Source organism: Nocardiopsis sp. TRM 82005 (assembly GCF_056312425.1).
Genome location: NZ_JBWDTQ010000028.1, coordinates 76,226 through 98,612 on the forward strand (window position 1 = coordinate 76,226; position 22,387 = coordinate 98,612).

General features: G+C 72.2%; 19 protein-coding genes. 12 read left to right on the plus strand and 7 right to left on the minus strand.

Annotation, left to right across the window (positions count from 1 at the left end; all coding sequences use genetic code 11):
* Nucleotides 1-67: 67 nt before the first annotated feature.
* From AC0T5L_RS21960 to AC0T5L_RS21985, 6 genes are read left to right on the plus strand one after another with little or no spacing between them, the layout of a single operon-like run.
* Nucleotides 68-1,657: a pyridoxal phosphate-dependent decarboxylase family protein gene (locus tag AC0T5L_RS21960; protein ID WP_476167350.1), complete on the plus strand. Its 1,590-nt coding sequence runs from the start codon at nucleotides 68-70 to the stop codon at nucleotides 1,655-1,657.
* A complete protein-coding gene (locus AC0T5L_RS21965) occupies nucleotides 1,654-3,000 on the plus strand; it encodes a lysine N(6)-hydroxylase/L-ornithine N(5)-oxygenase family protein (RefSeq protein ID WP_476167351.1) in 1,347 nt (448 codons plus the stop codon). The genes AC0T5L_RS21960 and AC0T5L_RS21965 overlap by 4 nt, the downstream gene beginning before the upstream one ends.
* Nucleotides 2,997-4,259: an MFS transporter gene (locus tag AC0T5L_RS21970; protein ID WP_476167352.1), complete on the plus strand. Its 1,263-nt coding sequence runs from the start codon at nucleotides 2,997-2,999 to the stop codon at nucleotides 4,257-4,259. Before AC0T5L_RS21965 ends, AC0T5L_RS21970 begins: the two co-directional genes overlap by 4 nt.
* Complete coding sequence (locus AC0T5L_RS21975; protein WP_476167353.1) at nucleotides 4,252-6,069, plus strand: IucA/IucC family protein; 1,818 nt, start codon at nucleotides 4,252-4,254, stop codon at nucleotides 6,067-6,069. The genes AC0T5L_RS21970 and AC0T5L_RS21975 overlap by 8 nt, the downstream gene beginning before the upstream one ends.
* Nucleotides 6,066-8,075 (plus strand): IucA/IucC family protein, encoded by a 2,010-nt coding sequence (locus AC0T5L_RS21980; protein ID WP_476167354.1) that lies wholly within the window; start codon nucleotides 6,066-6,068, stop codon nucleotides 8,073-8,075. The genes AC0T5L_RS21975 and AC0T5L_RS21980 overlap by 4 nt, the downstream gene beginning before the upstream one ends.
* Entirely contained in the window at nucleotides 8,072-9,499 is a 1,428-nt protein-coding gene (locus AC0T5L_RS21985; protein WP_476167355.1) for a glutamine synthetase family protein, read from the plus strand. The genes AC0T5L_RS21980 and AC0T5L_RS21985 overlap by 4 nt, the downstream gene beginning before the upstream one ends.
* Before the next feature lie 119 nt (nucleotides 9,500-9,618).
* Here AC0T5L_RS21985 and AC0T5L_RS21990 read toward each other — a convergent pair whose 3' ends face one another.
* The 4 genes from AC0T5L_RS21990 to menB form a co-directional block, all read right to left on the minus strand.
* Nucleotides 9,619-10,455: a cupin domain-containing protein gene (locus AC0T5L_RS21990; protein WP_476167356.1), complete on the minus strand. Its 837-nt coding sequence runs from the start codon at nucleotides 10,453-10,455 to the stop codon at nucleotides 9,619-9,621.
* Between the two features lie 149 nt (nucleotides 10,456-10,604).
* Nucleotides 10,605-12,317, minus strand: a complete 1,713-nt coding sequence (gene menD / locus AC0T5L_RS21995; RefSeq protein WP_476167357.1) for a 2-succinyl-5-enolpyruvyl-6-hydroxy-3-cyclohexene-1-carboxylic-acid synthase — start codon at nucleotides 12,315-12,317, stop codon at nucleotides 10,605-10,607.
* Nucleotides 12,318-12,471: 154 nt separating this feature from the next.
* Entirely contained in the window at nucleotides 12,472-13,455 is a 984-nt protein-coding gene (locus AC0T5L_RS22000) for an o-succinylbenzoate synthase (RefSeq protein ID WP_476167358.1), read from the minus strand.
* Nucleotides 13,452-14,291: a 1,4-dihydroxy-2-naphthoyl-CoA synthase gene (menB, locus tag AC0T5L_RS22005; protein WP_476167359.1), complete on the minus strand. Its 840-nt coding sequence runs from the start codon at nucleotides 14,289-14,291 to the stop codon at nucleotides 13,452-13,454. The genes AC0T5L_RS22000 and menB overlap by 4 nt, the downstream gene beginning before the upstream one ends.
* Before the next feature lie 175 nt (nucleotides 14,292-14,466).
* Between menB and AC0T5L_RS22010 the strand changes: the two genes are divergently transcribed.
* The 3 genes from AC0T5L_RS22010 to AC0T5L_RS22020 all read left to right on the plus strand — a co-directional run bounded on the left by AC0T5L_RS22010 (nucleotide 14,467) and on the right by AC0T5L_RS22020 (nucleotide 18,204).
* Nucleotides 14,467-15,723 carry an AMP-binding protein gene (locus AC0T5L_RS22010; RefSeq protein ID WP_476167360.1) on the plus strand — a complete coding sequence of 419 codons (1,257 nt, stop codon included), beginning with the start codon at nucleotides 14,467-14,469 and terminating at the stop codon, nucleotides 15,721-15,723.
* A gap of 556 nt (nucleotides 15,724-16,279) precedes the next feature.
* Complete coding sequence (locus AC0T5L_RS22015) at nucleotides 16,280-17,689, plus strand: sigma-70 family RNA polymerase sigma factor (RefSeq protein ID WP_476167361.1); 1,410 nt, start codon at nucleotides 16,280-16,282, stop codon at nucleotides 17,687-17,689.
* A gap of 164 nt (nucleotides 17,690-17,853) precedes the next feature.
* Nucleotides 17,854-18,204 carry a hypothetical protein gene (locus tag AC0T5L_RS22020; RefSeq protein ID WP_476167362.1) on the plus strand — a complete coding sequence of 117 codons (351 nt, stop codon included), beginning with the start codon at nucleotides 17,854-17,856 and terminating at the stop codon, nucleotides 18,202-18,204.
* 20 nt (nucleotides 18,205-18,224) lie between these two features.
* On the opposite strand, the gene AC0T5L_RS22025 is transcribed toward AC0T5L_RS22020, so the two are convergent.
* The 3 genes from AC0T5L_RS22025 to AC0T5L_RS22035 all read right to left on the minus strand — a co-directional run bounded on the left by AC0T5L_RS22025 (nucleotide 18,225) and on the right by AC0T5L_RS22035 (nucleotide 19,581).
* Complete coding sequence (locus tag AC0T5L_RS22025) at nucleotides 18,225-18,590, minus strand: hypothetical protein (RefSeq protein ID WP_476167363.1); 366 nt, start codon at nucleotides 18,588-18,590, stop codon at nucleotides 18,225-18,227.
* Between the two features lie 124 nt (nucleotides 18,591-18,714).
* Complete coding sequence (locus AC0T5L_RS22030; RefSeq protein ID WP_476167364.1) at nucleotides 18,715-19,077, minus strand: GntR family transcriptional regulator; 363 nt, start codon at nucleotides 19,075-19,077, stop codon at nucleotides 18,715-18,717.
* A 117-nt stretch (nucleotides 19,078-19,194) separates the two neighbouring features.
* Nucleotides 19,195-19,581: a hypothetical protein gene (locus AC0T5L_RS22035; RefSeq protein WP_476167365.1), complete on the minus strand. Its 387-nt coding sequence runs from the start codon at nucleotides 19,579-19,581 to the stop codon at nucleotides 19,195-19,197.
* 144 nt (nucleotides 19,582-19,725) lie between these two features.
* Here AC0T5L_RS22035 and AC0T5L_RS22040 point away from each other — a divergent pair, with 144 nt between their 5' ends.
* The 3 genes from AC0T5L_RS22040 to AC0T5L_RS22050 all read left to right on the plus strand — a co-directional run bounded on the left by AC0T5L_RS22040 (nucleotide 19,726) and on the right by AC0T5L_RS22050 (nucleotide 22,271).
* Complete coding sequence (locus AC0T5L_RS22040; RefSeq protein WP_476167366.1) at nucleotides 19,726-20,370, plus strand: TetR/AcrR family transcriptional regulator; 645 nt, start codon at nucleotides 19,726-19,728, stop codon at nucleotides 20,368-20,370.
* A 156-nt stretch (nucleotides 20,371-20,526) separates the two neighbouring features.
* Nucleotides 20,527-21,339, plus strand: a complete 813-nt coding sequence (locus tag AC0T5L_RS22045) for a sporulation protein (protein ID WP_476167367.1) — start codon at nucleotides 20,527-20,529, stop codon at nucleotides 21,337-21,339.
* Between the two features lie 146 nt (nucleotides 21,340-21,485).
* A complete protein-coding gene (locus AC0T5L_RS22050; RefSeq protein WP_476167368.1) occupies nucleotides 21,486-22,271 on the plus strand; it encodes a sporulation protein in 786 nt (261 codons plus the stop codon).
* Nucleotides 22,272-22,387: the final 116 nt, after the last annotated feature.

Consider the following 22,387-nt stretch of genomic DNA (forward strand, 5'->3'; position numbering starts at 1 on the left):
CCGAGCACGCCCTTCGCCAGACTCCGCGCGCCCACGATCAACCACGGAAAACTGGAGCCCGACTCCCATGCCCATCACTCCGAGTGTTGACTCAGTCGCCAACGGCGCCGGGGCACCAGGCGCCCTGGCCTGCCCCGTGCCCGTCAGCGCGGCGACACTACTGGCCGACGGGTTCGCAGGGGCACCCGGCGGGCCGGCCACGGTCGCGGCCCTGGTCGAGACGGCCACGCGCACCCTGGCGGAGGCCTGCGCCGAACGCGGCGGTCCCCTCCCGGCCCAGAGCCCCCGCCAGGTCGCCGACGCGGTCCGCGAGGCGCTCGGCCCCACCGACGGCGCCAATCCCCCGGTCGCAGAGCACACCGTCGCCGCCGACGTCCTGACCCGGCTGACCCGGGTACTCGCCGCCGGGGCCGCCGACCCCGCCCACCCCCGCTGCGCCGCCCACCTGCACTGCCCGCCCCTCGCCGTGGCGGTGGCCGCCGACACCGTCGCCTCGGTCCTCAACCAGTCCCTGGACTCCTGGGACCAGGCACCCGCGGCCACCGCCATGGAAACCCAGGTCATCGCCGAACTCGCCGGCCTCGTCGGCTACCGAGGGGAGCGCGCGGGTGGCGTGGTCACCTCCGGCGGCACCGAATCCAACCTCACCGCCCTGCTCCTGGCCCGCGACCACGCGCTCAACACCGCCGACCGCGACGCCAGCCGCCACGGCGTGGCCCGCGCCGCCCACGGCGCACGCCCCCGGATCCTGTGCGGGAGGGTCGCGCACTTCTCCGTGCAGCGCTCAGCCGCCCTGCTGGGACTGGGCGAGGACGCCGTGGTCACCGTCGACGTCGACTCCCAGCACCGGATGCGCCCCACCGCGCTGCGCGAGACCCTGCGGCGTCTGCACGCCGACGGGGACCTCCCGGTCGCCGTCGTGGCCACCGCCGGAACCACGGACCTGGGCGGCATCGACCCGCTGGGCGCCATCGCCCACATCGCCCACGAGTTCGGTGTGTGGCTGCACGTGGACGCCGCGTACGGCGGCGGCCTGCTGTTCTCCCGACGCCTGCGCGGACTGCTCGCCGGGCTGGAGAGGGCTGACTCCCTCAGCATGGACCTGCACAAACTCGGCTGGCAGCCCGTGGCGGCCGGGCTCCTACTCACCCGCGAACGAGCACTGTTCGCCCCGCTGTCGCGCTCGGTGGACTACCTCAACCCCACGGACGACGAGGAGGCCGGATACCCCAGTCTGCTCGGCTACTCCCTGCGCACCACCCGCCGGGCCGACGTGTTCAAGATCGCCGTCACCCTGCGCGCCCTGGGCACGGACGGCCTGGGCCTGCTGGTGGAGGCCTGCCGCGACCTGGCCCTGCGCACCGCCGCCCGCGTGCTCCACGAACCCCGCCTGGTCCTGGCCGTCTCACCCTCCCTGACCACCGTCGTGTTCCGCTACGACGCCGGTGAGCACAGCGACACCGTCAACGCCCGGTTGCGCCGCCGCCTGCTACGGGAGGGCCGGGCCGTGGTCGGGCGCACCCAGGTCGACGGCCGTGTGTGGCTCAAGCTCACCCTGCTCAACCCCGGCACCACCCCGGACGACACCGCGTCCCTGCTCGCCGAGGTCGTCGCCGCGGGCGACGCCGAGGCCGCCGCCCTGAAGGAGTCCCGTTGACCTTCACCCAGTCGGGTGCCGCCCCGCTCCCCCGAACCGACGACGACCACGTGCACGACCTGGTGGGCGTGGGCCTGGGCCCGTTCAACCTGGCCATGGCAGCACTCGCGGACGCCGTCCCCGGGCTCAGCACCCGCTTCCTGGAAGCACGCCCCTCCTTCTCCTGGCATCCGGGGCTGCTGTTGGAGGGCGCACGCCTACAGGTGCCCTTCCTCGCGGACCTGGTCAGCCTGGTGGACCCGACCAGCCGGTGGTCGTTCCTGTCCTACCTGCGCGAACACGACCGGCTCTTCCCGTTCTACTTCTCCGAGCACTTCCACGTGCCCCGTCGCGAGTACGACGACTACTGCCGCTGGGTGGCCCACCAGCTGCCCTCGTGCCGCTTCGACGCCCGCGCCACCGCGGTGCGCCATGACGGGGGCGTGTTCACCGTGGAGTACACCGACTCCCAGGGCACGCACACCACCGTGCGCGCACACGCGCTGGTGCTGGGCATCGGCACCGAACCCGTGCTGCCCGACCCGCTGACCCACCTGACGGGTGAGCGCGTCTTCCACGCCGCCGACTACCTGGACCGCGCCCCCGGCCTGGCCGGGCTGGACGATGTGACGGTGCTGGGATCGGGACAGTCCGGCGCCGAGGTCTTCCTGGACCTGCTGCGCTCGCCCGATCACCGCGGCACACAGGTGAACTGGCTGACCCGCTCCCCGGCGTTCGCGCCGATGGAGTACTCCAAGCTGGGCCTGGAGCACTTCACCCCGGACTACACCCGCTACTTCCACGCCCTGCCCCAACAGGTGAAGGACCGGGTGGTGCCCCAGCAGTGGCAGCTGTACAAGGGCATCAGCGGCGACACCATCGCCGAGATCCACGACGTGCTCTACGAACGCGGTATCGCCGGTGCCCCGGTGGGTGCCTGCCTGCGGGCGCACTGCGAACTGGTGGAGGCCCGCGCCGAGGGCGACGGGTTCGCGCTGGTGTTCCACCACCGCGAACAGGACCGGGAGTTCACCGTGCGTACCGATGCGGTCATCGCCGCCTCCGGCTACGCCCAGCGCAACCCGGACTTCCTGGCGCCGGTGGCCAAGCTGCTGCGGACCGACGCCCGGGGGCGGCCGGTGATCGGTGAGGACATGCGCCTGGCCGCCGACCCGGAGCTGACCGCGCCCATCCACGTACAGAACGCCGAAACGCACACGCACGGGGTCGGCGCGCCAGACCTGGGCCTGGGCGCATGGCGGGCGGCCACCATCCTCAACAGCCTGACCGGACGCACCGTCTACCGGCTGCCCGCGCGCGCGGCGTTCACCTCCTTCGGCGCACCGGCCGGGGAGGGGCGGTGACGGGACCGGCCTTCCGGCGCCTGTACCTGCTCGTCATCCTGCTGCACCTGGTGGGGGACGCGGCGCTGAGCCCGTTCTACCCGCAACTGTTCGAGCGGCTGTTCGGGGTCACCGACACCGCCGCGACGGGAACCTTCATCTGGGTGTGCCGGGTCGCCGCCCTGGCCGCCATGCCCCTGTGGGGTCTGGCCGCCCGCCGCGCGCCCATGCGCACGCTGGTGGTGGGCGCGCTGGCGGTGGCGGCGGTGATGGAACTGGTACTGGCCGCCGCGCCCACGTACACGGCGTTCCTGGTGCTGTCGGCGACACAGGTAGTGGTCACGATGGCCTTCACCCTGGCCTATCCGGCGTTCGTGGGCACCGGCCGCGACCGGCTGCGCGACGTGACGCTGTTCGCCTACGTGGTCAACGGCGGGATCGTGGCGGCCACCGTCCTGGGCGCCGCCATCATGGCTCTGCCCAACCCGCGTTACGGAATCGCGGCGTGCGCTCTGCTGTACGTGGCGCTGGCGGTGCTGTGCCACCGCCACCTGCCCCGGACCGCCGACAAGGCGGTGACCCCGGCGGCGGACAGCCCCTCCGCACGCGCGGCCCCGGAGACGAACGGGGAGTGCGCTCCAGGGGCCGGCTCCGGTGGGGCCGGGCACGGCCCCACCGGCACGGCCCCGGCCTTCCTGATCGCGGTGTGCGCGGCCGTGCTGGCCGTCGAGACCGCCCGCCTGGTGGTACGCCCCTTCTTCACCCTCTACGCCGAGGACGGCGGGACGGGCGCCACGGTGGCGGCCCTGCTGTTCCTGCTGCCGCAGGCGACGGTGCTGGCGGTCCTGCCGCTGGCGCGCCGGGCGCACGCCCTGCTGGGCCGGGCCCTGCTGCCGGCCGCCTGCCTGGTGGCCGCCCTGGGCCTGCTGGCGCAGTTCCTCGCCCCCGACCCGGTCCTGCTCGCCCTGGGGCGCGTGGTGTTCGGCGCCGGACTGGGGCTGGGCCACGTCGCCCTGGACCTTCGGGTCTTCGCGGCCACCGGGGCACGCGGACCGGCGTTCTCCGCGGTGGCCACCGTACGCGTGGGCGCGACCCTGGTCAGTCCCGTGCTGGCCACCGCCCTGGCCGGGGCCGGCCTGGGCCTGCCCCTGGCGGCGGGGGCCGCCCTGTTCGGCGTACTCGCCCTCGTCCTGGCCCTACTGCCCGAACGCCCACCTCCCACCGCACCCGCCCCGCAGCCCACGATCGCGCACCGGACGGAAGACACACAGCATGCCTGAGACCGCACACACCGACCACGACGACACCTCCGCCGTCACCACTGACGCCGACACCTGGCGACGGGCCGGCCGACGCCTGCTCGCCCACATGGTCGGCGAGATGGCCTACGAGGAGATGATCCTGCCCCGGCCCGAACCCGACGGCCACACCTGGACCCTGGCGGCGGACGGCGGGGTGTCCTACGCCTTCACCGCCCGCCGGGGCGGGTTCGGCTCCTGGCACGTGGACCCCGCCTCCTTCACCCGCACCACCGGCCTCGGCCAGGAACCCGCCTGGGACCCCACCCTGTTCGTCACCGACGCCCAGAGGACCGTGGGTCTGCCCGGGGACTCCCTGGCCGAGGTGGTGCGCGACCTGCTGGCCACGCACGCCGCCGACGCCCGCCTGATGGCCGCCTCGCTGAGCGCCGCCGACCTGGCCGACCTGCCCTACGAGGACCTGGAGGGCTACCAGACCGGCCACCCCTGCATCTTCGTCAACAAGGGACGTCTGGGATTCTCCGCCGCGGACGCCGCACGTTACACTCCCGAGGCGCGCGGCGCCTTCCAGCTGGTGTGGATCGCCGTGCACCCCGAGCTGGGCCGCTTCCAGGCGATGGCCGGAACCGACCGGGCCGCCCTGCTGGCCACGGAACTGGACGCCGACCAGCGCACCGCGTTCGCCGAGCGGATCCACGAGCGGGGCGGCGACCCCGACGCCTACCTGTGGCTGCCGGTGCATCCCTTCCAGTGGGACGAGGTCGTCGCCCCGCTGTTCGCCTCCGAGCTCGCCCTGGGGCGCCTGGTGCGCCTGGGCACCAGCCGCGACCGCTACCGGCCCTTCCAGTCCATCCGCACCCTGATGAACCTGGACCGGCCCGAGCGGCTCAACGTCAAGGTGCCCCTGATGATCCGCAACACCCTGGTGTGGCGGGGACTGTCGGGGACCCAGACCGGATGCGCCCCGCACACCAGCACCTGGCTGCGGGACCTGGCCGACCGCGACGCCTTCTTCGGCGAGACGGGGGTGGCCATGCTCGCTGAGCGGGCCTCGGCCACCGTTCCGCACCCGGTGTTCGACCAGATGCCGCAGGCCCCCTACCGCTTCCATGAACTGCTGGGCACCATCTGGCGCGAGCCGATCCACCATCACCTGGCCCCGGGCGAGCGCGCCCGCACCATGGCCTGCCTGCTGCTGGAGGGCGCCGACGGGCGAGCGCTGGTCACCGAGCTGGTGGAGCGCTCCGGGCTGGGTGCCGAGGAGTGGCTGCGCCGCTTCCTGGGCGCGCTGTTCCCGCCCGTGCTGCACTACCTGTACCGGTACGGGGCCTCCTTCACCCCGCACGGGGAGAACGTCGTGCTCGTCTTCGACGCCGACGAGGCCCCCGTGCGCATCGCGCTGAAGGACTTCGGCTCGGACGTGGAGCTGCTGCCCTTCGACCTGCCCGAGTACGCCGAGATCCCCGACCACGTGCGCGCCATGCTGCACCGCTGGAAACCCGAGGAGTTGGCGCACTCGGTGCTCTCCGCGATCTGTGCCGGACACCTGCGCTTCCTCGCCGACATCGTCCAACACCAGCTGGGCGTACCGGGTCAGCGTCTGTGGGCGCTGGCCCGTGAGCAGGTGCTGGCCTACCAGGCGCGCTTCCCCGATCTGGCCGAGCGTTTCGCCTGGTTCGACCTGCTGGCCCCGAAGGTGGGCAGGGTCGCTCTGAACCGCGAGCAGCTGATGGGCGGCGGGTTCCACGAGCGCGCCGAACGCGACGCCGAATTCGACGTCATGCACGGCCTGGTCGACAACCCGCTGGCGGGCCCGGAGGCCGGGCGGTGAGCCGCCCGCCGCTCGACGACGGCACGACCGTGCCCGCCACGACCACGACCCCGGAGACACCCATGCCCACCCGCCCCGCCCCGAGCACACCCTCCGCGGTGCCCTCGGGTACCTCAGAGGCCCCGGAGGGCACCGCGACGGAGACCACCGCCGCTCCCGTGGGAGCGGTACCGCCTCTGCCGGTCCCCTCCGAACTGACCCGCGAGCACTGGCGCGGGGCCAGCGACCGCCTCGCGGCCAAGATGCTCGCCGAACTGTGCTTCGAGTACGCGCTGCGCCCCGAACCCGGGCAGGAGGCGCCCGGCCCCGACGGCACCGGCCCCTGGCGGACCCGTGTCCACCCCGGAGCCGCCTACCTGTTCCGGGGGCGGCGCACCACCATGGACGGCTGGCGGGTCACACCCGGCACCGCCCTGCGCGAGGACGCCGACGGCACCACAGCGCCCGCCACGCCCCTCACCCTGCTGCGCGACCTGGGCGCGGCCGGGATCGTGGACCCGGCCGTGGAGGCCTTCACCGTCGGGGAGCTGACCGCGACCCTGAGCGCCGACGCCCGTCTGGCCCAGTCCGCCGCCACCAGCGCCGACCTGGCCGACCTTCCCCACGCCCGGCTGGAGGGCCACCAGAGCGGCCACCCGTGGATCTTCGCCAACAAGGGCCGGGTAGGATTCTCCGCCCGCGACCGCGCCCACTACCCGCCCGAGGCCCTGCGGCCCACCCGTCTGCCGTGGCTCGCCGTACACCGCTCTCTGGCCGAGCACCACGGAGTCCCCGGCCTGGACCAGGAGGCGTTGCGCGCCGGTGAGCTGGGCGCGGACCTGACAGCGCTGTTCACCCGGCGACTGGAGGAGGCCGTCCGGCGCACCGGCGCCACAGCCGCCGAGTTCGTGTGGCTTCCGGTCCACCCCTGGCAGTGGGACGAGGTGGTGGTCCCCCTGTTCGCCGCCGAACTCGCCGAGGGCCTGATCGTGCCGTTGGGCGAGGCCGCCGACGACTACCTCCCCCAGCAGTCCATCCGCACCTTCACCAACACCACACGCCCCGACAGGCTCAACGTCAAGCTGTCCCTGGCCATCCTCAACACGATGGTCTACCGGGGCATCCCCACCGAGCTGTGCCGGGCGGCGCCCGCCAGCACCCGATGGGTACACGCCCTGTACGAGGGTGACGACTTCCTGTCCCGGCGGTGCCGGGTGATCCTGCCCGGAGAGGTCGCCGCCGTGGCCGTGCGCCACCCGGTCCTGGAGGACATCCCCGACGCCCCCTACCGGCACCGGCAGCTCCTCGGCGCCCTGTGGCGCGAACCGGTCACCGAACGGCTGGACCCCGGCGAGCGTGCCCGCACCCTGGCCGCGCTGCTGCACGTGGACGGCCACGGGCGTGCGTTCACCGCCGAGCTGGTGAAGCGCTCCGGGCTGGAGGCCCAGGAGTGGCTGCGCGCCCTGTTCCGTGCCGTCCTGCCACCCGTACTGCACCTGCTCTACCGGTACGGGTTGGCTTTCAACCCGCACGGCGAGAACGCCGTCGTGGTCTACGACGACCGCGACCGCCCCGTGCGGCTGGCGATCAAGGACTTCGTGGACGACATGAAGCTGTTGGAGACCGGTCTGCCCGAGTACGCCGACCTGCCCGCCGAGGTGCTGGACGTGCTGATGCGCTTCGACGCCGCCGAGCTGACCTCCTCCATCGCCAAGTCCCTGTTCGTGGGGCACTTCCGCTATCTAGCGCCCCTGGCACAGGAACAGCTCGGGGTGTCCGAGGCGCGGTTCTGGGAGCTGGTGCGCGTCGAGATCGACCGCTACCAGGAGGAGTTCCCCGAACTAGCCGACCGGTTCGCCCTGTTCGACCTCTCGGCACCCTCCTTCGAACGCGTGTGCCTGAACCGGGAGCGGCTCCTGGGCGGGGGCTACCACGACCGGGCCGAGCGCGACGCCGAGTTCCACATGGACGCCCCGCCCATCCCCAACCCGCTGCACACCGCGGCCCGGACCGGTGAGGAGGCATGAGTCCGCTGATCGGCGACGGCCTGCCGCCCCTGCGCGAGACCCTGCCGCCCTCCCCGCCACCGCCGCCTTTCCCGGTCCCTCCGGAGAGGCTGCGCGACGACGCGGCCACGGGCGCGATCACCGACGTGATCGTGGCCCTGCCCGACCTGCAAGGCCGGGTACAGGGCAGCCGCCTCAACCCGGGCGACTTCACCTCCCGGGTGCTCTCCGAAGGCTTCGACGCCTGCCTGTACCTGCTGGCCACCGACGTGGAGATGGAGTCTCGGCCGGGGTACGCCACCGACCCCTGGGGCGGAGGGCTGGGCGACTTCTCGATCGTTCCCGACCCCGGCACACTGCGCTACCTGCCCTGGGACCCGGGCACCGCCCTGGTGCTGGGCGACGCGCGCGACGGCGAGGGCCGCCCGGTTCCGGTAGCACCGCGCCAGGTACTGCGGACCCAGCTGGACCGGCTGGCCGAACGCGGATGGCACGCCCTGGCCGGAACCGAACTGGAGTTCCTGGTCTTTCGCGACTCCTACCAGGAGGCCTTCGAGGCCGACTACCGCGACCTGACCACCGCCACACGGTTCAACTCCGACTACGCGCTGCCGGAGATGACCGAGATCGACCCGCTCATGCGCCGCATCCGCACCGCGATGGAGCGCACCGGCATGACGGTGGAGTCCGCGCGCGGGGAGTGCCACCCGGGCCAGTACGAGATCGTGTTCCGCTACGGCGATGCCCTGCGCGCCTGCGACAACCATGTGGTCTACAAGGCGGGCGCCCGCGCACTGGCCGCCCAGGCCGGGGCGGCGCTGACCTTCATGGCCAAGTTCGACGGGGGCGAGGGCAACTCCTGCCACGTGCACCTGTCGCTGCGCGACGGGGCCGGGTCCCCCGTCTTCGCCGACGACGGTTCGGGTCGCTACGGCATGTCCAAGCACATGGAGCACTTCGTGGCCGGACAGCTGGCGTGCATGCGCGACTTCGCGCTGTTGTCCGCGCCCAACGTCAACTCCTTCAAACGCCTGTCACCGCAGGGATACGCGCCCAACACGGTCTCCTGGGGGCTGGACAACCGCACGTGCCCGGTGCGGGTGGTGGGCTCGGGTGAGTCGGCGCGTATCGAGTTCCGGGTGCCGGGCGGGGACGCCAACCCCTACCTGGCCGTGTCGGGGATCGTCGCGGCGGGCCTGTACGGGATCGAACAAGCGCTGCCGCTGCCCGACCCGACCCCGGGCGACGCCTCGGCCGGGGACCTGCCCCGCCTTCCCGCCTCCCTGGAGGAGGCGGTACTGGCCTGGGAGTCCAGCGACATCGCCCGGACCTGCTTCGGCCCGGACGTGGTGCGCCACTACGCGGCCGCGGGCCGTGCGGAGCTGGCGGCGTTCTCGGCGTCGGTCACCGACTTCGAGCGCCGCCGCCACTTCGAGCGCGGGTGATCGACCCGCTGCTCCCCGCCGGGCCGGCCCGACGGGGAGCAGCACGCGTTCCCGCGCCCGCCGACGACGCCCACCCGCCCGTGGCGAAGGACCGGTGCCGCGTCCGCGGGCACGCGGGATCACAGAGCCCGGGGAAAGCGCAGGCTGCCGCCCGCGTCGGCGATCTCCAGGTCCTCGAACTCGAAGGCGGGCGAGGTGAAGCAGGTGGCCAGGGTCTCCTGCGCGGTGAGCGGGTGGGCCTCCTGCCAGGTCCCCGCCGGAACGACCACCTGGAGTCTCTGCCCCGCCTCGACGTGCGGTCCCAGCGTGTGCCGCTCCTCCTCCGCCGGAGAGGGGCCGGAGCCGCCGAGTGCGACGTTGGCCGGACCTCCGCGGTCGAAGGACCACATCTGCGCCGAGCGCAGCCTGTGCCACCGGCACCGCTCCCCCGCTCCGAGCAGGAACTGGATGGCCGAGGCCGTCTCGCGGTCGTCGTCGAAGCCCTCCGGGCGCGTCCACACCCCGCTGCGCCACAGCGAGCGGAACCATCCGCCCTCCGGATGCGGGAACAGGTCCAGGGCCTCGGCCGTGGAGCCGCGCTGGTCCACAGCGGTGAACACACCGGGCGGCTCGCGGCGCAGGTAGCGCACCCCCACCACGGCTTCACGCGGAATGGGTCCGTAGATGTGCGGGAAGAGCGTCGACTCGTCCACCGCCACGCGACCGCCGCCCCCGCGCGCCGAAAGCACCGGGGAGGGGGCCTCCCACCGCACCTCGCAGGCCAGGCGCGCGACGTCCACCACCAGCACGCAGTAGGGCTCGGTGGCCGAGCCGTAAAGGCTGTTGGCGACCGCCAGGACGGTGTGCTCGTTGGGAGAGGCGTGCACGAATCCGTCGGTGTGCAGGCTCTCCGCTTCCAGGGCGCCGGTGCCGTCCCTCCAGCGGGCCAGCTCCGTCATGTGCAGCACATAGTGCATTCCTATCTACCTCGCCACACACGCATCACCGGTACCAGGGGCCAGAGCCGCCTCCTAGAGAGCTCCTTCCCCTGGAGACACGCCCATAATCCACCGATTTCCCTCATACCGGGGCGACAGGACCGGCCGGGTAACGTGCCCGAGGAAACCTACAGCGCGTCGTCCACGGCGGTGTCCACCGCGTCCTGCAACCGGCGACGCAGTGCGGCGCTGTCGGCGCGGCGCGTGCACACCTCGATGACCCGCAGCCCCTCGCCCAGCAGGGCCTTGGGCAGGTCGGTGGCCCACTCCAAGCGGGTGTAGGGCAGGTCGGCCACGGCCGCCACCCGCTCCATGGACACCCCGTGCGGGGTGCCGAACACCCTCTCGAAGTCGGGATGCCCGGCCTGCTCCAGACCGGAGAAGATCCCTCCTCCGTCGTTGTTGACCACCACGACCGCCAGATCCGGGCGTGCCTCCCCCGGGCCGATGACCAGCCCGTTCTGGTCGTGCAGCATCGCCAAGTCGCCCAGCAGCGCGTAGGCCTGTCCCCCGCCGCCGCTCTGGTGGGCCAGCGCGGCGCCGATCGCGGTGGAGACCGTCCCGTCGATGCCGCTCACCCCCCGGTTGCCGACCAGCCGCACCCCGCAGCGGGCGCGCATGGTCGCGTCCAGATCGCGGATGGGCATGCTGGACCCGGCGAAGAGCAGCGAACCGGCGGACAGGTGCGAGGTCAGGTCCCGTGCCAGGCGGGGCTCGCTGAGCGCCTCCTCCCCGTCCAGCACCGCGTCCAGGGCGGTCCGCGCCGCCTCCTCGGCCCGCTCCCAGGTCCGCGACCAGTCGGTGCGCTGGGGGGAGTCCAGGTCCAGTCCGGCCGGGGGCGCGACGGCGGCCACCACGTCGGTGGCGGTGCGCAACGGGTCGGAGAAGGCGTTGGGCAGGCTCGCGGCGGGGTCGCCCACCGCCCCCGAGCTGACCACCACGTGCCGCTTCGCCCGGCGCAGGAACGCCAGGGTCTGCCGGGACAGGTTGGGCCGCCCCACGCTCACCACCAGTTCCGGCGCCGGCCCCGAGGCCAGACGCGGCGAGGCCAGCAGCTGCCGGTAGGTGGACACCGCGCCCGCCCGGCGGGCGTTGGACGTGGGCTCGGCCATCAGCGGCCACCCGGTCAGTTCGGCCAGCGCCAGGAAGGGCACCGGGTCATAGTCGCCGTCACCGCACACGATCACGCCCCGCTCCACGGCGGGAAGCACGAACGGAGCGGGCTCGACGACCGGGCCCGGACGGCTGATCCACGGCTTGGAGCCCTCGCGCCCCTCCAGCGGTTCGAGCCACGACTCCGTCTCGGCCCCGGGCGTCAGCGGATCGCGAAAGGCCACGTTGAGGTGGACCGGCCCCGGGCGCCCGCCCATCGCCGAGCCCCACGCACGGCAGACCAGCGACCGCCAGTAGGCGACCATGCCGGGCACCCGGTCGGGGGTGCCGACCTCGGCGAACATGCGCACCGCACTGCCGTACAGGCCGATCTGGTCCGCCGTCTGGTTGGCGCCGGTACCGCGCAGCTCCGGGGGCCGGTCAGCGGTCAGTACCAGCAGCGGCACCCCGCTCTCGTCGGCCTCCATCACCGCCGGGTGGAAGTTGGCGGCCGCCGTGCCGGACGTACACACCACCGCGACCGGGCGCCGTGAGGTCCGTGCCAGCCCCAGGGCGAGGAAGGATGCCGAGCGCTCGTCGATACGCACGTGCACCCTGATGTCGGGGTGGGCGACCAGGGCCAGGGCCAGCGGTGTCGATCGCGACCCCGGTGCGACGACGGCCTCGGCCAGACCGCAGCGGGTCAGTTCGTCGACCAGGACCCGCGCCAGGGCGGTAGACGGATTCATCAACTCTCTCGATCGTCTCAATGTGTACCAAGTATCACCATGTGGACCCGGTCCCTACAGTCAACCCCCATCCAGGACCTGGGGCGAACAAACATGGCTGTTGCCCGCCACACATGCGCACCGCGCCCCTCCCCCGCCACGCGGAGGGGTCGGCTTATCCGGCGCCGGGGACCTCGCCGGCCGCGGAGCTGGCCGCCTCGGCGCGGGCCCGCCACGCGGCGGGGTCGACCTCCACCGCGCGCAGGCTCTCCTCCTCCACCTCCGCCGGGCGAACGGGCAGGAAACCGTCCTCGGGCAGCAGGGGATCCGCCGTGACGTCGGCGGTCAGCATCTGCATGGTGGCCAGACCGCAGGCGTGGGGCAGCTCCGGCAGGGCGGCGGCCAGGGCCACCCCCGCGGCAAGGCCCACCGAGGTCTCCACGGCACTGGAGACCACCACCGGCAGGCCGCACGCCTCGGCCACGCGCAGCGCGGCGCGGACCCCGCCCAACGGCTGGACCTTGAGGACCACGATGTCGGCGGCCTCGGCGGCGCGCACCCGCAGCGGGTCCTCGGCCCTGCGGATCGACTCGTCGGCGGCCACCGGCACACGCACCCGGCGGCGCACGGCGGCGAGCTCCTCCAAGGTGGCGCAGGGCTGTTCGACGTACTCCAGGCCGAACCGGTCCAGTTCCCGCACCATCCGCACCGCGGTGTCGGTGTCCCAGGCGCCGTTGGCGTCCACCCGCACCCGGCCCGAGGGGCCCAGGGCGTCGCGGACCGCCTCGACGCGGGCCAGGTCCTGGGCCTCCCGCTGCCCGCGTTCGGCCACCTTGACCTTGGCCGTGGTGCAGCCGCCCGCGGCGACGATCGCGTGGGCGCGCTCGGGATCCACGGCGGGAACGGTCACGTTGACCGGCACCCGGTCGCGGACCGGTGCGGGCCAGCCGCGGTGGGCGGCCTCCTGACAGGCCGCCCACCAACGGGCGCACTCGCGCGGCCCGTACTCGGCGAAGGGCGAGAACTCGCCCCACCCGGCGGGCCCGCGCACGAGCATGCCCTCGCGAACGGTGACGCCGCGGAAACGGTTGCGCAGACCGATGGCGAAGGCACGCCCCTCGGCGGGCGTCCCCGCCGGGGCGGGCTCGACCCGTGTCACGGGCGGCGCGGGAACTTGTCGAACTCCGGGCGGCGCTTCTCCTTGAAGGCGTCGCGGCCCTCCTGGGCCTCCTCGCTCATGTAGTAGAGCATCGTGGCGTCCCCGGCGAACTGCTGCATCCCGGCCGCGCCGTCGCTGACGGCGTTGATGGCGCCCTTGACCATGCGCAGCGCCAGCGGCGACTTCTCCAGCATCTCGCGCGCCCAGGCCACGGTCTCCTTCTCCAGGTCCGCCAGCGGCACGACGGTGTTGGCCATGCCCATCTCCATCGCCTCCTGGGCGCTGTACTGGCGGCACAGGTACCAGATCTCCCGGGCCTTCTTCAGTCCCACGGTCTGGGCGAGCAGCCAGGAGCCGTAACCGCCGTCGAAGGAGCCGACCTTGGGTCCGGTCTGGCCGAACTTGGCGTTGTCCGCGGCGATGGTCAGGTCGCAGCACACTTGCAGGACGTTGCCGCCGCCGATGGACCAGCCCGCGACCATGGCGATGACGGGCTTGGGCATACGGCGGATCTGCACCTGCAGATCGAGCACGTTGAGGCGGCCGATGCCCTGACGGGCCACGGCGTCGTCGCCCATGTAGCCGTCCTCGCCACGGATCTTCTGGTCGCCGCCGGAACAGAACGCCTGGTCGCCGGCTCCGGTGAGGATGACCACGCCGATCCCGGAGTCGTCACGGGCGACGTTGAAGGCGTCCTGGAGCTCGAACAGCGTCTGGGGCCGGAAGGCGTTGTGCCGCTCGGGGCGGTTGATCGTGATCTTGGCGATACCCTCCGCGGTCTCGTAGATGATGTCGGAGTACTCGCCCGACCGCTGCCAGTCGATCACGCTGTTCACGGCTACTACTTCTCCTCACGGGGACACTGGGGACGGCGCGGACGCGCCAGAAAGCGACCGCGTCCAAGCGCCAACCCTACGCATTGTGCCAGGCGGGCCGGGACTCACGACCACACCCCCGGGGCAGTGGGAGCTGGTGGACGCGCGCGTCCCGCGCAGGCGTACGCTGTCGGTCGTGGCACGTGAGAAACAGGGCGATTCGGCGAGCACGCACCCCCCGTCCCCGGAGGGACGGCCCCTACAGGCGGTGCGTGGACTGTCCCCCGAGCAGCTGGACGGCCTGTTGGCCCAAACCCTGGACGGACGGGGCCCCGCGCTGCTGCCGATCCCCGCGGACGCTCCCCAGGCGCGCGTTCACGACCTGCTCACCGCGATGCGTCCGGCCCTCCTGCGCACGCCCGACGGGGTCACCGAACTCGACGGCGCCGCACCGGTGGGCGCCGGCACCGCCCTGGTCATCACCACCTCCGGCTCCACCGGTGCCCCCAAGGGCGTGGAGCTGTCCTCGGCCGCGCTGCGCGCCTCCGCCCAAGCGTCGGTGGAGCGTATCGGCGCCGCATCCGGCGACTCGTGGCTGTGTGTGCTGCCCGCCGGGCACATCTCCGGTATCCAGGTGATGACGCGCGCCCTGGCCATGGGCACCAAGGCGGTACACGCGCCCTTCTCCGTGGACACGGTGGCGGAGCTGGCCCGGAAGCTGCGCCCACACGTGTCGCTGGTACCGACCCAGCTGCGGCGGCTGTTGGGGGCCGGAGTGGACCTGTCGATGTTCGGGACCATCCTGCTCGGCGGGGCCGCCGCCGACCCCGCCTTGCTGGAGGCCGCCCGCGGGGCCGGGGGGCGGGTACTGACGACCTACGGTATGAGTGAGACCTGCGGAGGCTGCGTCTACGACGGCGTCCCGCTGCGGGGCGCGCGGGCACGGGTGGATTCCGAGGCCCCCGGTGAGCCCGGGCGGATCCTGCTGTCGGGACCCATGCTGTTGAGCGGCTACCGACTCGCCCCCGGCGTACCGGGCGATCCGCGGGCGCTGGTCACCGATGACGAGGGTGTCCGGTGGCTGCGCACCAGCGACCTGGGGCGCCTGGAGCCGGACGGGCGCCTGCGCGTGCTCGGCCGTATGGACGAAGTGGTCAACACCGGCGGCCACAAGGTGGTGCCCGACCAGGTCAACGCCCTGCTGCTGGAGCACCCGGCGGTGGCCGAGTCGGTGGTGGTGGGCCGCCCCGACCCCGAGTGGGGCCAACGGGTGAGCGCCGTCGTGGTACCCGCCGACCCGGAGGCGCCGCCGTCCCTTGAGCAGCTGCGCTCGTGGGTGCGCGAACACCTGCCCGCCTACGCCGCCCCGCGCGAGCTGGAGGTGCGCCGGGCCCTGCCGACGCTGGCCTCCGGCAAACCCGACCTGGCGGCGCTGCGCGGTTCCCGTTCCTGACCCGGCGGCCCCTCCCAGGACCCTCACCAGCGCCCTTCCGCAAAGGTTCGTGTACCGGTGCACTCCGAACACATGGGACCCTGGGGCGCGTCGGGTACCGCACCCCATCCCCGCGGTACCCGGGGACAGCCGGTGTGACCCGGGGCCCGGCCGACCCCTGTCCCACACGGTCCCGGCGCGGTCGGCAGCGATCGCGTCCGACAAAAGGTAGGGAACTTCCCAAAGCTCCCCAGCGTCTACCTGAATATCCGCTCCTTCGGCCCCTCTCCCAAGGAGGTCCGCAGTTGGCGACAGCCATCGGTCCACTCGCTCGTGCCCCTGCGTCCTCCCCCCCGCCAGATTCGGCCCCTCGCCCGCGTCGGCTCCGGACGCGCTCCTTTACCTGTTCTCCACCGCGTTTGGCCACTTCCAGCGCAGTGATCCATACCACTTTTGCTGATATCCAATCGAGACAGGGAACATTTGACTCCCCGACACGTTGGACATATTGGCGCGTCCAGTCGGCAGGAACCGTCCGCCGCGTGCCACACGCACTGGAAGGGAGGGAGGTGCCCACATGACGAGCACTGCCCCAGCCGCTTCGGCACCCACCGCCGGAGTCCCCGCTGACACCGCTCGAAACGACGGCGCGGACGCGGACGCGACCCTGGCCGAACTGCTCACCCGCGGACGCGATCAGGGACACCTGTCCCTCTCCGAACTGCGTACCGCTTTCTCCGAGGCCGGAGTCTCCGCTGGCGACGGCCGATCCATCCTGCGTGAACTCACCGAGAACGGGGTCCGGCTCGCCAACGGGGGCGACGACTCCGCGCCGGTGGCCGATCCTGACGCCGAGGACGACGTGCTGGAAGACACTCTCATTGCCACGGTGCCCGACACCGACGAGGCACCCAAGGCCGCATCCGGTAAGGCCGCGGCGCGCAAGGGCCCCTCCAACCGGAGGAAGAACCGCTCCGCGCGACGCGCCAACAAGACCGAGACCACCCAGGCCGCCACCGATCTGGAGACCGGGGAGGCCGACCTCGACGACCAGTCCCCCGCCATGGGCGACTCGGTCCACACCTACCTCAAGGCCATCGGCCGACGCCAACTGCTCACCGCTGAGCAGGAGGTCGACCTGGCCAAGCGGGTCGAGGCCGGACTCTACGCCGAGTACCGGCTGGGCCAGCACGGCGAGGTCGACGAGTCCTTCCCGTTGGCCGCGGCCGAGGCCGACGAACTGGAGTGGGTGGCCGAGGACGGCCGCAAGGCCAAGTCCCACATGCTGGAGGCCAACCTGCGCCTGGTGGTGTCGGTGGCCAAGAAGTACAGCGACCGGGGCATGTCCCTGCTCGACGTGGTCCAGGAAGGCAACCTCGGCCTGATCCGCGCCGTGGAGAAGTTCGACTACACCAAGGGCTTCAAGTTCTCCACCTACGCCATGTGGTGGATCCGCCAGGCCATACAGCGTGGCTTCGCGGACTCCGCGCGCACCATCCGCCTGCCCGTGCACGTCCTGGAGCTCCTGAGCAAGGTGAGTCGCCTTGAGCGCGACATGCACCAGGCGCTGGGCCGTGAGCCCACTCCGGAGGAGCTGGCCCTGGAGCTGGACAAGACCCCGACCCAGATCGAGGAGCTGTTGCGGGTCACCCGCCAGCCCATCAGCCTGGACTCCACCATCGGCGAGGACGGCGAGACCCGCATCGGCGACCTCATCGAGGACGTGGACGCCTCGGAGGCCTCCGAGGTGGTGGACCGTCAGATCATGGCCGACCAGCTGCGCAACGCGCTGTCGGACCTGGAGCCGCGCGAGGCCACCATCATGTCCCTGCGCTTTGGCCTGATGGACGGGCGCCCGCGCACCCTGGACGAGATCGGTAAGCACCTGGGCCTGACCCGTGAGCGCATCCGCCAGCTGGAGAAGCAGTCGCTGTCCAAGCTGCGCCACCCCAGCCGCGCCCAGCAGCTGCTGGACTTCGCCAGCTAGGACGCCGTCGGCGGACAGAGCCGGCCAGGCACCGGGGCCGCTCCCGCGAGGGGGCGGCCCCGAGCTGTGTCCACGGGGTAGCCGGCTCAGGGAAAACCCCGGTTCGTCCCTGGTATCGCGCTCATGGCGTATCCCAGGTAAAACGGCGGTGCCACGATGGGAGCATGACGAACACGCCCCCGCGCCAACGTGATGAGGTCGCCGCCGCGCTACGCGCCAGCCGCGAGCTCGGTCCCGAGTACGACGAGGCCGTAACCGCGTCCCTGGTCGAGCGGATCGACGACACCATCGCCGAACGCGTCCGCCACCACATGGACGCGCGGGCCGAATCAGCGCCGGCCAGGACCGGGACGCCCTCCAACACCGTGCGGTTCGTGCTCTCCCTGGTGTGCCTGGGCGTCAGCATCCCCATCTCCGGCATCACCGCCGCCCTGGGCGACCCCGCCGTCCTGCCGCTGGTGTGGCTCGGCCTGGCCCTGTTCTACGTCGTCTCGGTCATCGGTCTGCGCCGCTGATCCCCGACCGGACGGGCCGCTCAGCCAAGGACCAGGAACAGCAGCGCGGCGATCAGCCCCAACAGAACCAGGACGACGGCCACCCGCGCGATGACCGAGCCGGGCCGTACCCGGTACAGGCCGCTGTTGTCGTTCTCGTAGGAGCGCACACGGCGGTCACCCGCGTAGGCGACCATGGGGTCGTCGCCGTCGTGGTACCAGTCGTCGCGCCGCCGGTTGCCGCTCAGCTCCGGCTCGCCCCCAGGACGCCTCCGGCGCCCTCCCGGCCCCCACACCGCGCCATGGCCCGGGGCGCTCCTTCCGGCGCCGCCCGGGGTGCCCCTTCCTGTCGGGGACACACCGCCCGACGGGCGCCCTCCCGCCCCTCCACCGGTTCCCTTGCTCATCGGCGCCTCCCTTGGTGCCCGCGCCCGCCCGGGGTGGCGGCCCGCCTTCCGACGGTAGCCGCAACACGCCTCGTTCAGCAGGGGTGGAAGCCGACCGGTAACGGCCACCACGGGCAGGACCGGATCAGCCCCTGAGTGCCGCCCGCAGGATCTTCACGGCCTCATCGTGGTCCAGGCCCACCCGTGAGATCACCTCGGCGTAGGCGCGCGCGGCGGCCAGGGCCTCGGCACGCTGGTCATCACCGCCAGCGGCGACGAAGGTGCCCGAACGGCCCCGCGTCTCGACCACCCCGGCCTGTTCCAGCTCCCGATAGGCGCGCGCCACCGTGTTCACCGCCACCGACAGCTGCTCTGCCAGCGCGCGCACCGTCGGCAACCGGTAGCCCACCGGCAGCTCGCCGTTGGCGACCGCGATCGCCACGATCGACCTGATCTGCTCGTAGGGCGGTACCCTCGACGTCGGATCGATGCGGATGAAATCCGCCATCTGCTACTGCGCTCCCCACCGTCGCCTGCTGCGGTGTCCGGCACCGGGCCGGGCCGGGCCGAACACCAACCTACCGCGCGCGGACCGCCTCGCGGTTACGCACCGTGGCTGGCAGGCTCACGCGGCCCGGCGCGGCACCCGCTGGATCCCGTGCAGGCGGTGGTTCTCCCGGGCGGTGAGCAGCCGCTCAGCCATCTGCGTGGCCTCGCGCACCTGCGGGCGGGCCAGCCGCTTGCGCCGATAGATCCGGTCCACGTACCCCTTGGGCCCCACCAGTGTCCGCTCCCGTGCGTAGGCGGCCCGCATCGCCTCCGTCAGCGCCTCGTCCAGGGCCACCCCACGCTGGTGGAGCTCCTCCACCGGTGCGCCCCACTCACGCGCCCGGTCCAGCGCCTCCTGCGCCTCGGCCACCGCCCGTAGGCGTTCGGGCAGCTTCTCGGCCAGCTCCTGGTCAGCCTCCAGACGCTGGCGCGCCTGTGTCGTGCTCTGCTTGGCAAGTCCCATGTGTGCGCTCCGTACACGCGAATCGTTATTCGAGGTCACTCTAGAGGTGACGAATATCATCTGACGACCCGGGCCGTGCGTCGGTGGTGGCCACCCACCCCCGGATCTGCCACCTTTACGGCGCACTCCCGCGAAAGGACCACCGTGAGCAGGAACTACGCCGGACTCAGCCGCGAACGCATCATCCTCGAAGCGCTGCACATCATCACCGGCCGCGGACTGGGCGGCCTGTCCATGCGCCGCCTGGGCGACGCCTTGGAGGTGGAGGCCATGGCCATCTACCACCACTTCCCGCTGGGCAAGGAACAGCTGTTCAACGCCATCGCCGCCTATGTGGCCTCCCCCGCTCCCAGTGGCACCGTCCCCACCGAGCCCGGTGAGGAGGCCGACGGGGAAACCGCCGAGGACGCCGACGGCCGAGCGGACGAGGCCGAGGAACCCGAGGACACCCGCCCCTGGGACGTGCGCCTGACCGAATGGGCCCACGCCTACCGCGCCCGGCTCCTGGAGTACTCCGGTGCGCTGTCCCTGCTGGTACACCGGGCCCCGCACACCCCCAGCACCGCCGCCACCCGCGCCCTGATGCACCGCGCCCTGACCGAGGCGGGCCTGTCCGGCGACGATGTGGAACGCGCCGCCGACGCCGTTCACGCCTACTGCGTGGGCTCGGTCGTGCACCAGGTCCGCCACCAGGACCAGGAGGACGCTCCCGGTGCCGCCGAGTCCGAATCACGCTTCGAGTTCGGACTGCGCGCCCTGCTGCGCGGACTGTCCCCGCACAGCGGCTGAGACCGAAGAAAGCGCGGAAAACTCCACAGCGGTGGGAACCAGTACCACCAGCGCCGCGTCCTACCGACAGCGCCGAATTCTCCACGAACCCCCATCGGTCCCACAGCCCACATCCCCTGGCGCTCGGGCAGCGGACCTAGGCAGGAAGAAGACGCTTTGATCTTCAAGCGCATGCTCGCCAGTGTCGGCATCGGCAGTGCCACCGTAGAGACCACCCTCGACAACGACACCGTCCAACCGGGCGGTACCGTCACCGGCACCCTCAAGGTCACCGGAGGCAAGGTCGCCCAGACACTGGAGGGCATCAGCGTCGGTCTCCGCGCCAATGTGGAGAAGGAGTACGAGTACGAGGACTCCGAGGGCGAGACGCAGTCGGGCGAGTACACCATCGACGTGATCGTCGCCGAGCAGACGGTCACCGACGAGGAGATGGAGCTGGAGCCCGAGCAGGAGTTCGAGCTTCCCTTCGAGATGACCGTTCCCATGGAGGCCCCCATCACCTCCATCGGGGGCACGCACGTCCTGGACAACGTGGGCCTCAACACCCGTCTGCACGTGGACAAGGCCCTGGACCGCAAGGACGTGGACCCGCTGCTCATCGAGCCCCTGCCGGCCCAGGCCGCGGTCTTGCAAGCGCTGTACGCACTGGGTTTCGTCCTGAAGGGCGTCGACCTGGAGAAGGGCGACATCCCCGGTACCCGCCAGAAGCTGCCCTTCTACCAGGAGCTCGAGTACGCCGCCGCCGGCCAGTACGAGGGCCTGGAGTCACTGGAGCTGACCTTCCTCACCGACGACGACGGTGTGGACGTGGTGCTGGAGCTGGACAAGAAGCCCGGCATCCTCTTCAGCGAAGGCGGGGACACCCTCCTGCGCCTGAGCATCGAGCACGAGGACACCGACCCCGAGGAGATCGCGGCCAAGCTCCACGAGTGGGTCCACACCATCGCCGGCAATCGCAGCCTGCTCTAGGACAACCGTCCGGGCACCACTGAGCCCGGGCACCCACCCCGGTGCGTCCGGACGGCCCCACGGGCCCGGCCGCGCCCCCAGACTCCGGGTGCGCCCGCCATCCCCGATATCCCCGGCCACGCACCCACCGGAAAGAGGAAGTATCTATGGTCATCAAGCGCCTGCTCGCCGGCATCGGATTCGGCGGAGCCTCGGTGGAAACCTCCCTGGACTCGTCCGTGACCGCCCCGGGGGGCTCCCTGCGAGGCACCGTCGTCATCGAGGGCGGCGACGTCGAGCAGCAGGTCGAGCAGCTCACCGTCGGCCTCCAGGCCCGGGTCGAGACCGAGGTCGGTGACCACGAGGTCAACAGCGACATGGAGTTCCACCGCGTACGCCTGGGCGAGGGCGTGGCCCTGGTCCCCGGGCAGCGCTTCCAGGTGCCCTTCGAACTCTTCGTGCCCTGGGAAACCCCCATCACCGTCCACCGCGGCCGCCACCTGCACCGCATGAACCTCGGCGTGAACACCCGCCTGCACGTGGCGAACGCGGTCGATCCCGGCGACCTGGACCCGGTGGGCATCGAGCCCCTCCCCTCGCAGGCCGCGGTTCTGGACTCCCTGTTCTCCCTCGGGTTCACCTTCAAGCACGCCGACCTGGAGCGGGGCCGCATCGCGCAGACCCGGCAGAGGCTGCCCTTCTACCAGGAGATCGAGTTCCGCTCACCCAGCCGCTACCAGGGCCTGAACGAACTGGAGCTGTCCCTGGTCACCGACGAGCACGGCGTGGACGTGGTGCTGGAGCTGGACAAGAAGCCGGGCCTGCTCTTCTCCGAGGGCCGCGACACCTTCCACCGCTTCACCGTGAACCACCACGACGGCGCCGGACGCGACTGGACGGGCCACCTGCACCAGTGGATCGACTCCCTGGCCGGCCGCAGGGACCTGTTCTGAGCCCGTCGGGGACCGGGGAGCCGAGGCGGATCCTAGAGATCGTCGCAACACCGATGATTAGCTGCTCGCTGCGAGCAGCTTAGCGAGGCGCTCGGCTGGGGTACCCCAGCCGAGCG

Excerpts from the sequence above, each read along its gene's own strand:
- AC0T5L_RS21960 (WP_476167350.1), top strand. The coding sequence starts at position 68 with ATGCCCATCACTCCGAGTGTTGACTCAGTCGCCAACGGCGCCGGGGCA.
- AC0T5L_RS21975 (WP_476167353.1), top strand. The coding sequence starts at position 4,252 with ATGCCTGAGACCGCACACACCGACCACGACGACACCTCCGCCGTCACC.
- AC0T5L_RS21985 (WP_476167355.1), top strand. The coding sequence starts at position 8,072 with ATGAGTCCGCTGATCGGCGACGGCCTGCCGCCCCTGCGCGAGACCCTG.
- AC0T5L_RS21990 (WP_476167356.1), bottom strand. The coding sequence starts at position 10,455 with ATGCACTATGTGCTGCACATGACGGAGCTGGCCCGCTGGAGGGACGGC.
- menD (WP_476167357.1), bottom strand. The coding sequence starts at position 12,317 with ATGAATCCGTCTACCGCCCTGGCGCGGGTCCTGGTCGACGAACTGACC.
- AC0T5L_RS22015 (WP_476167361.1), top strand. The coding sequence starts at position 16,280 with ATGACGAGCACTGCCCCAGCCGCTTCGGCACCCACCGCCGGAGTCCCC.
- AC0T5L_RS22020 (WP_476167362.1), top strand. The coding sequence starts at position 17,854 with ATGACGAACACGCCCCCGCGCCAACGTGATGAGGTCGCCGCCGCGCTA.
- AC0T5L_RS22025 (WP_476167363.1), bottom strand. The coding sequence starts at position 18,590 with ATGAGCAAGGGAACCGGTGGAGGGGCGGGAGGGCGCCCGTCGGGCGGT.
- AC0T5L_RS22030 (WP_476167364.1), bottom strand. The coding sequence starts at position 19,077 with ATGGCGGATTTCATCCGCATCGATCCGACGTCGAGGGTACCGCCCTAC.
- AC0T5L_RS22035 (WP_476167365.1), bottom strand. The coding sequence starts at position 19,581 with ATGGGACTTGCCAAGCAGAGCACGACACAGGCGCGCCAGCGTCTGGAG.
- AC0T5L_RS22050 (WP_476167368.1), top strand. The coding sequence starts at position 21,486 with ATGGTCATCAAGCGCCTGCTCGCCGGCATCGGATTCGGCGGAGCCTCG.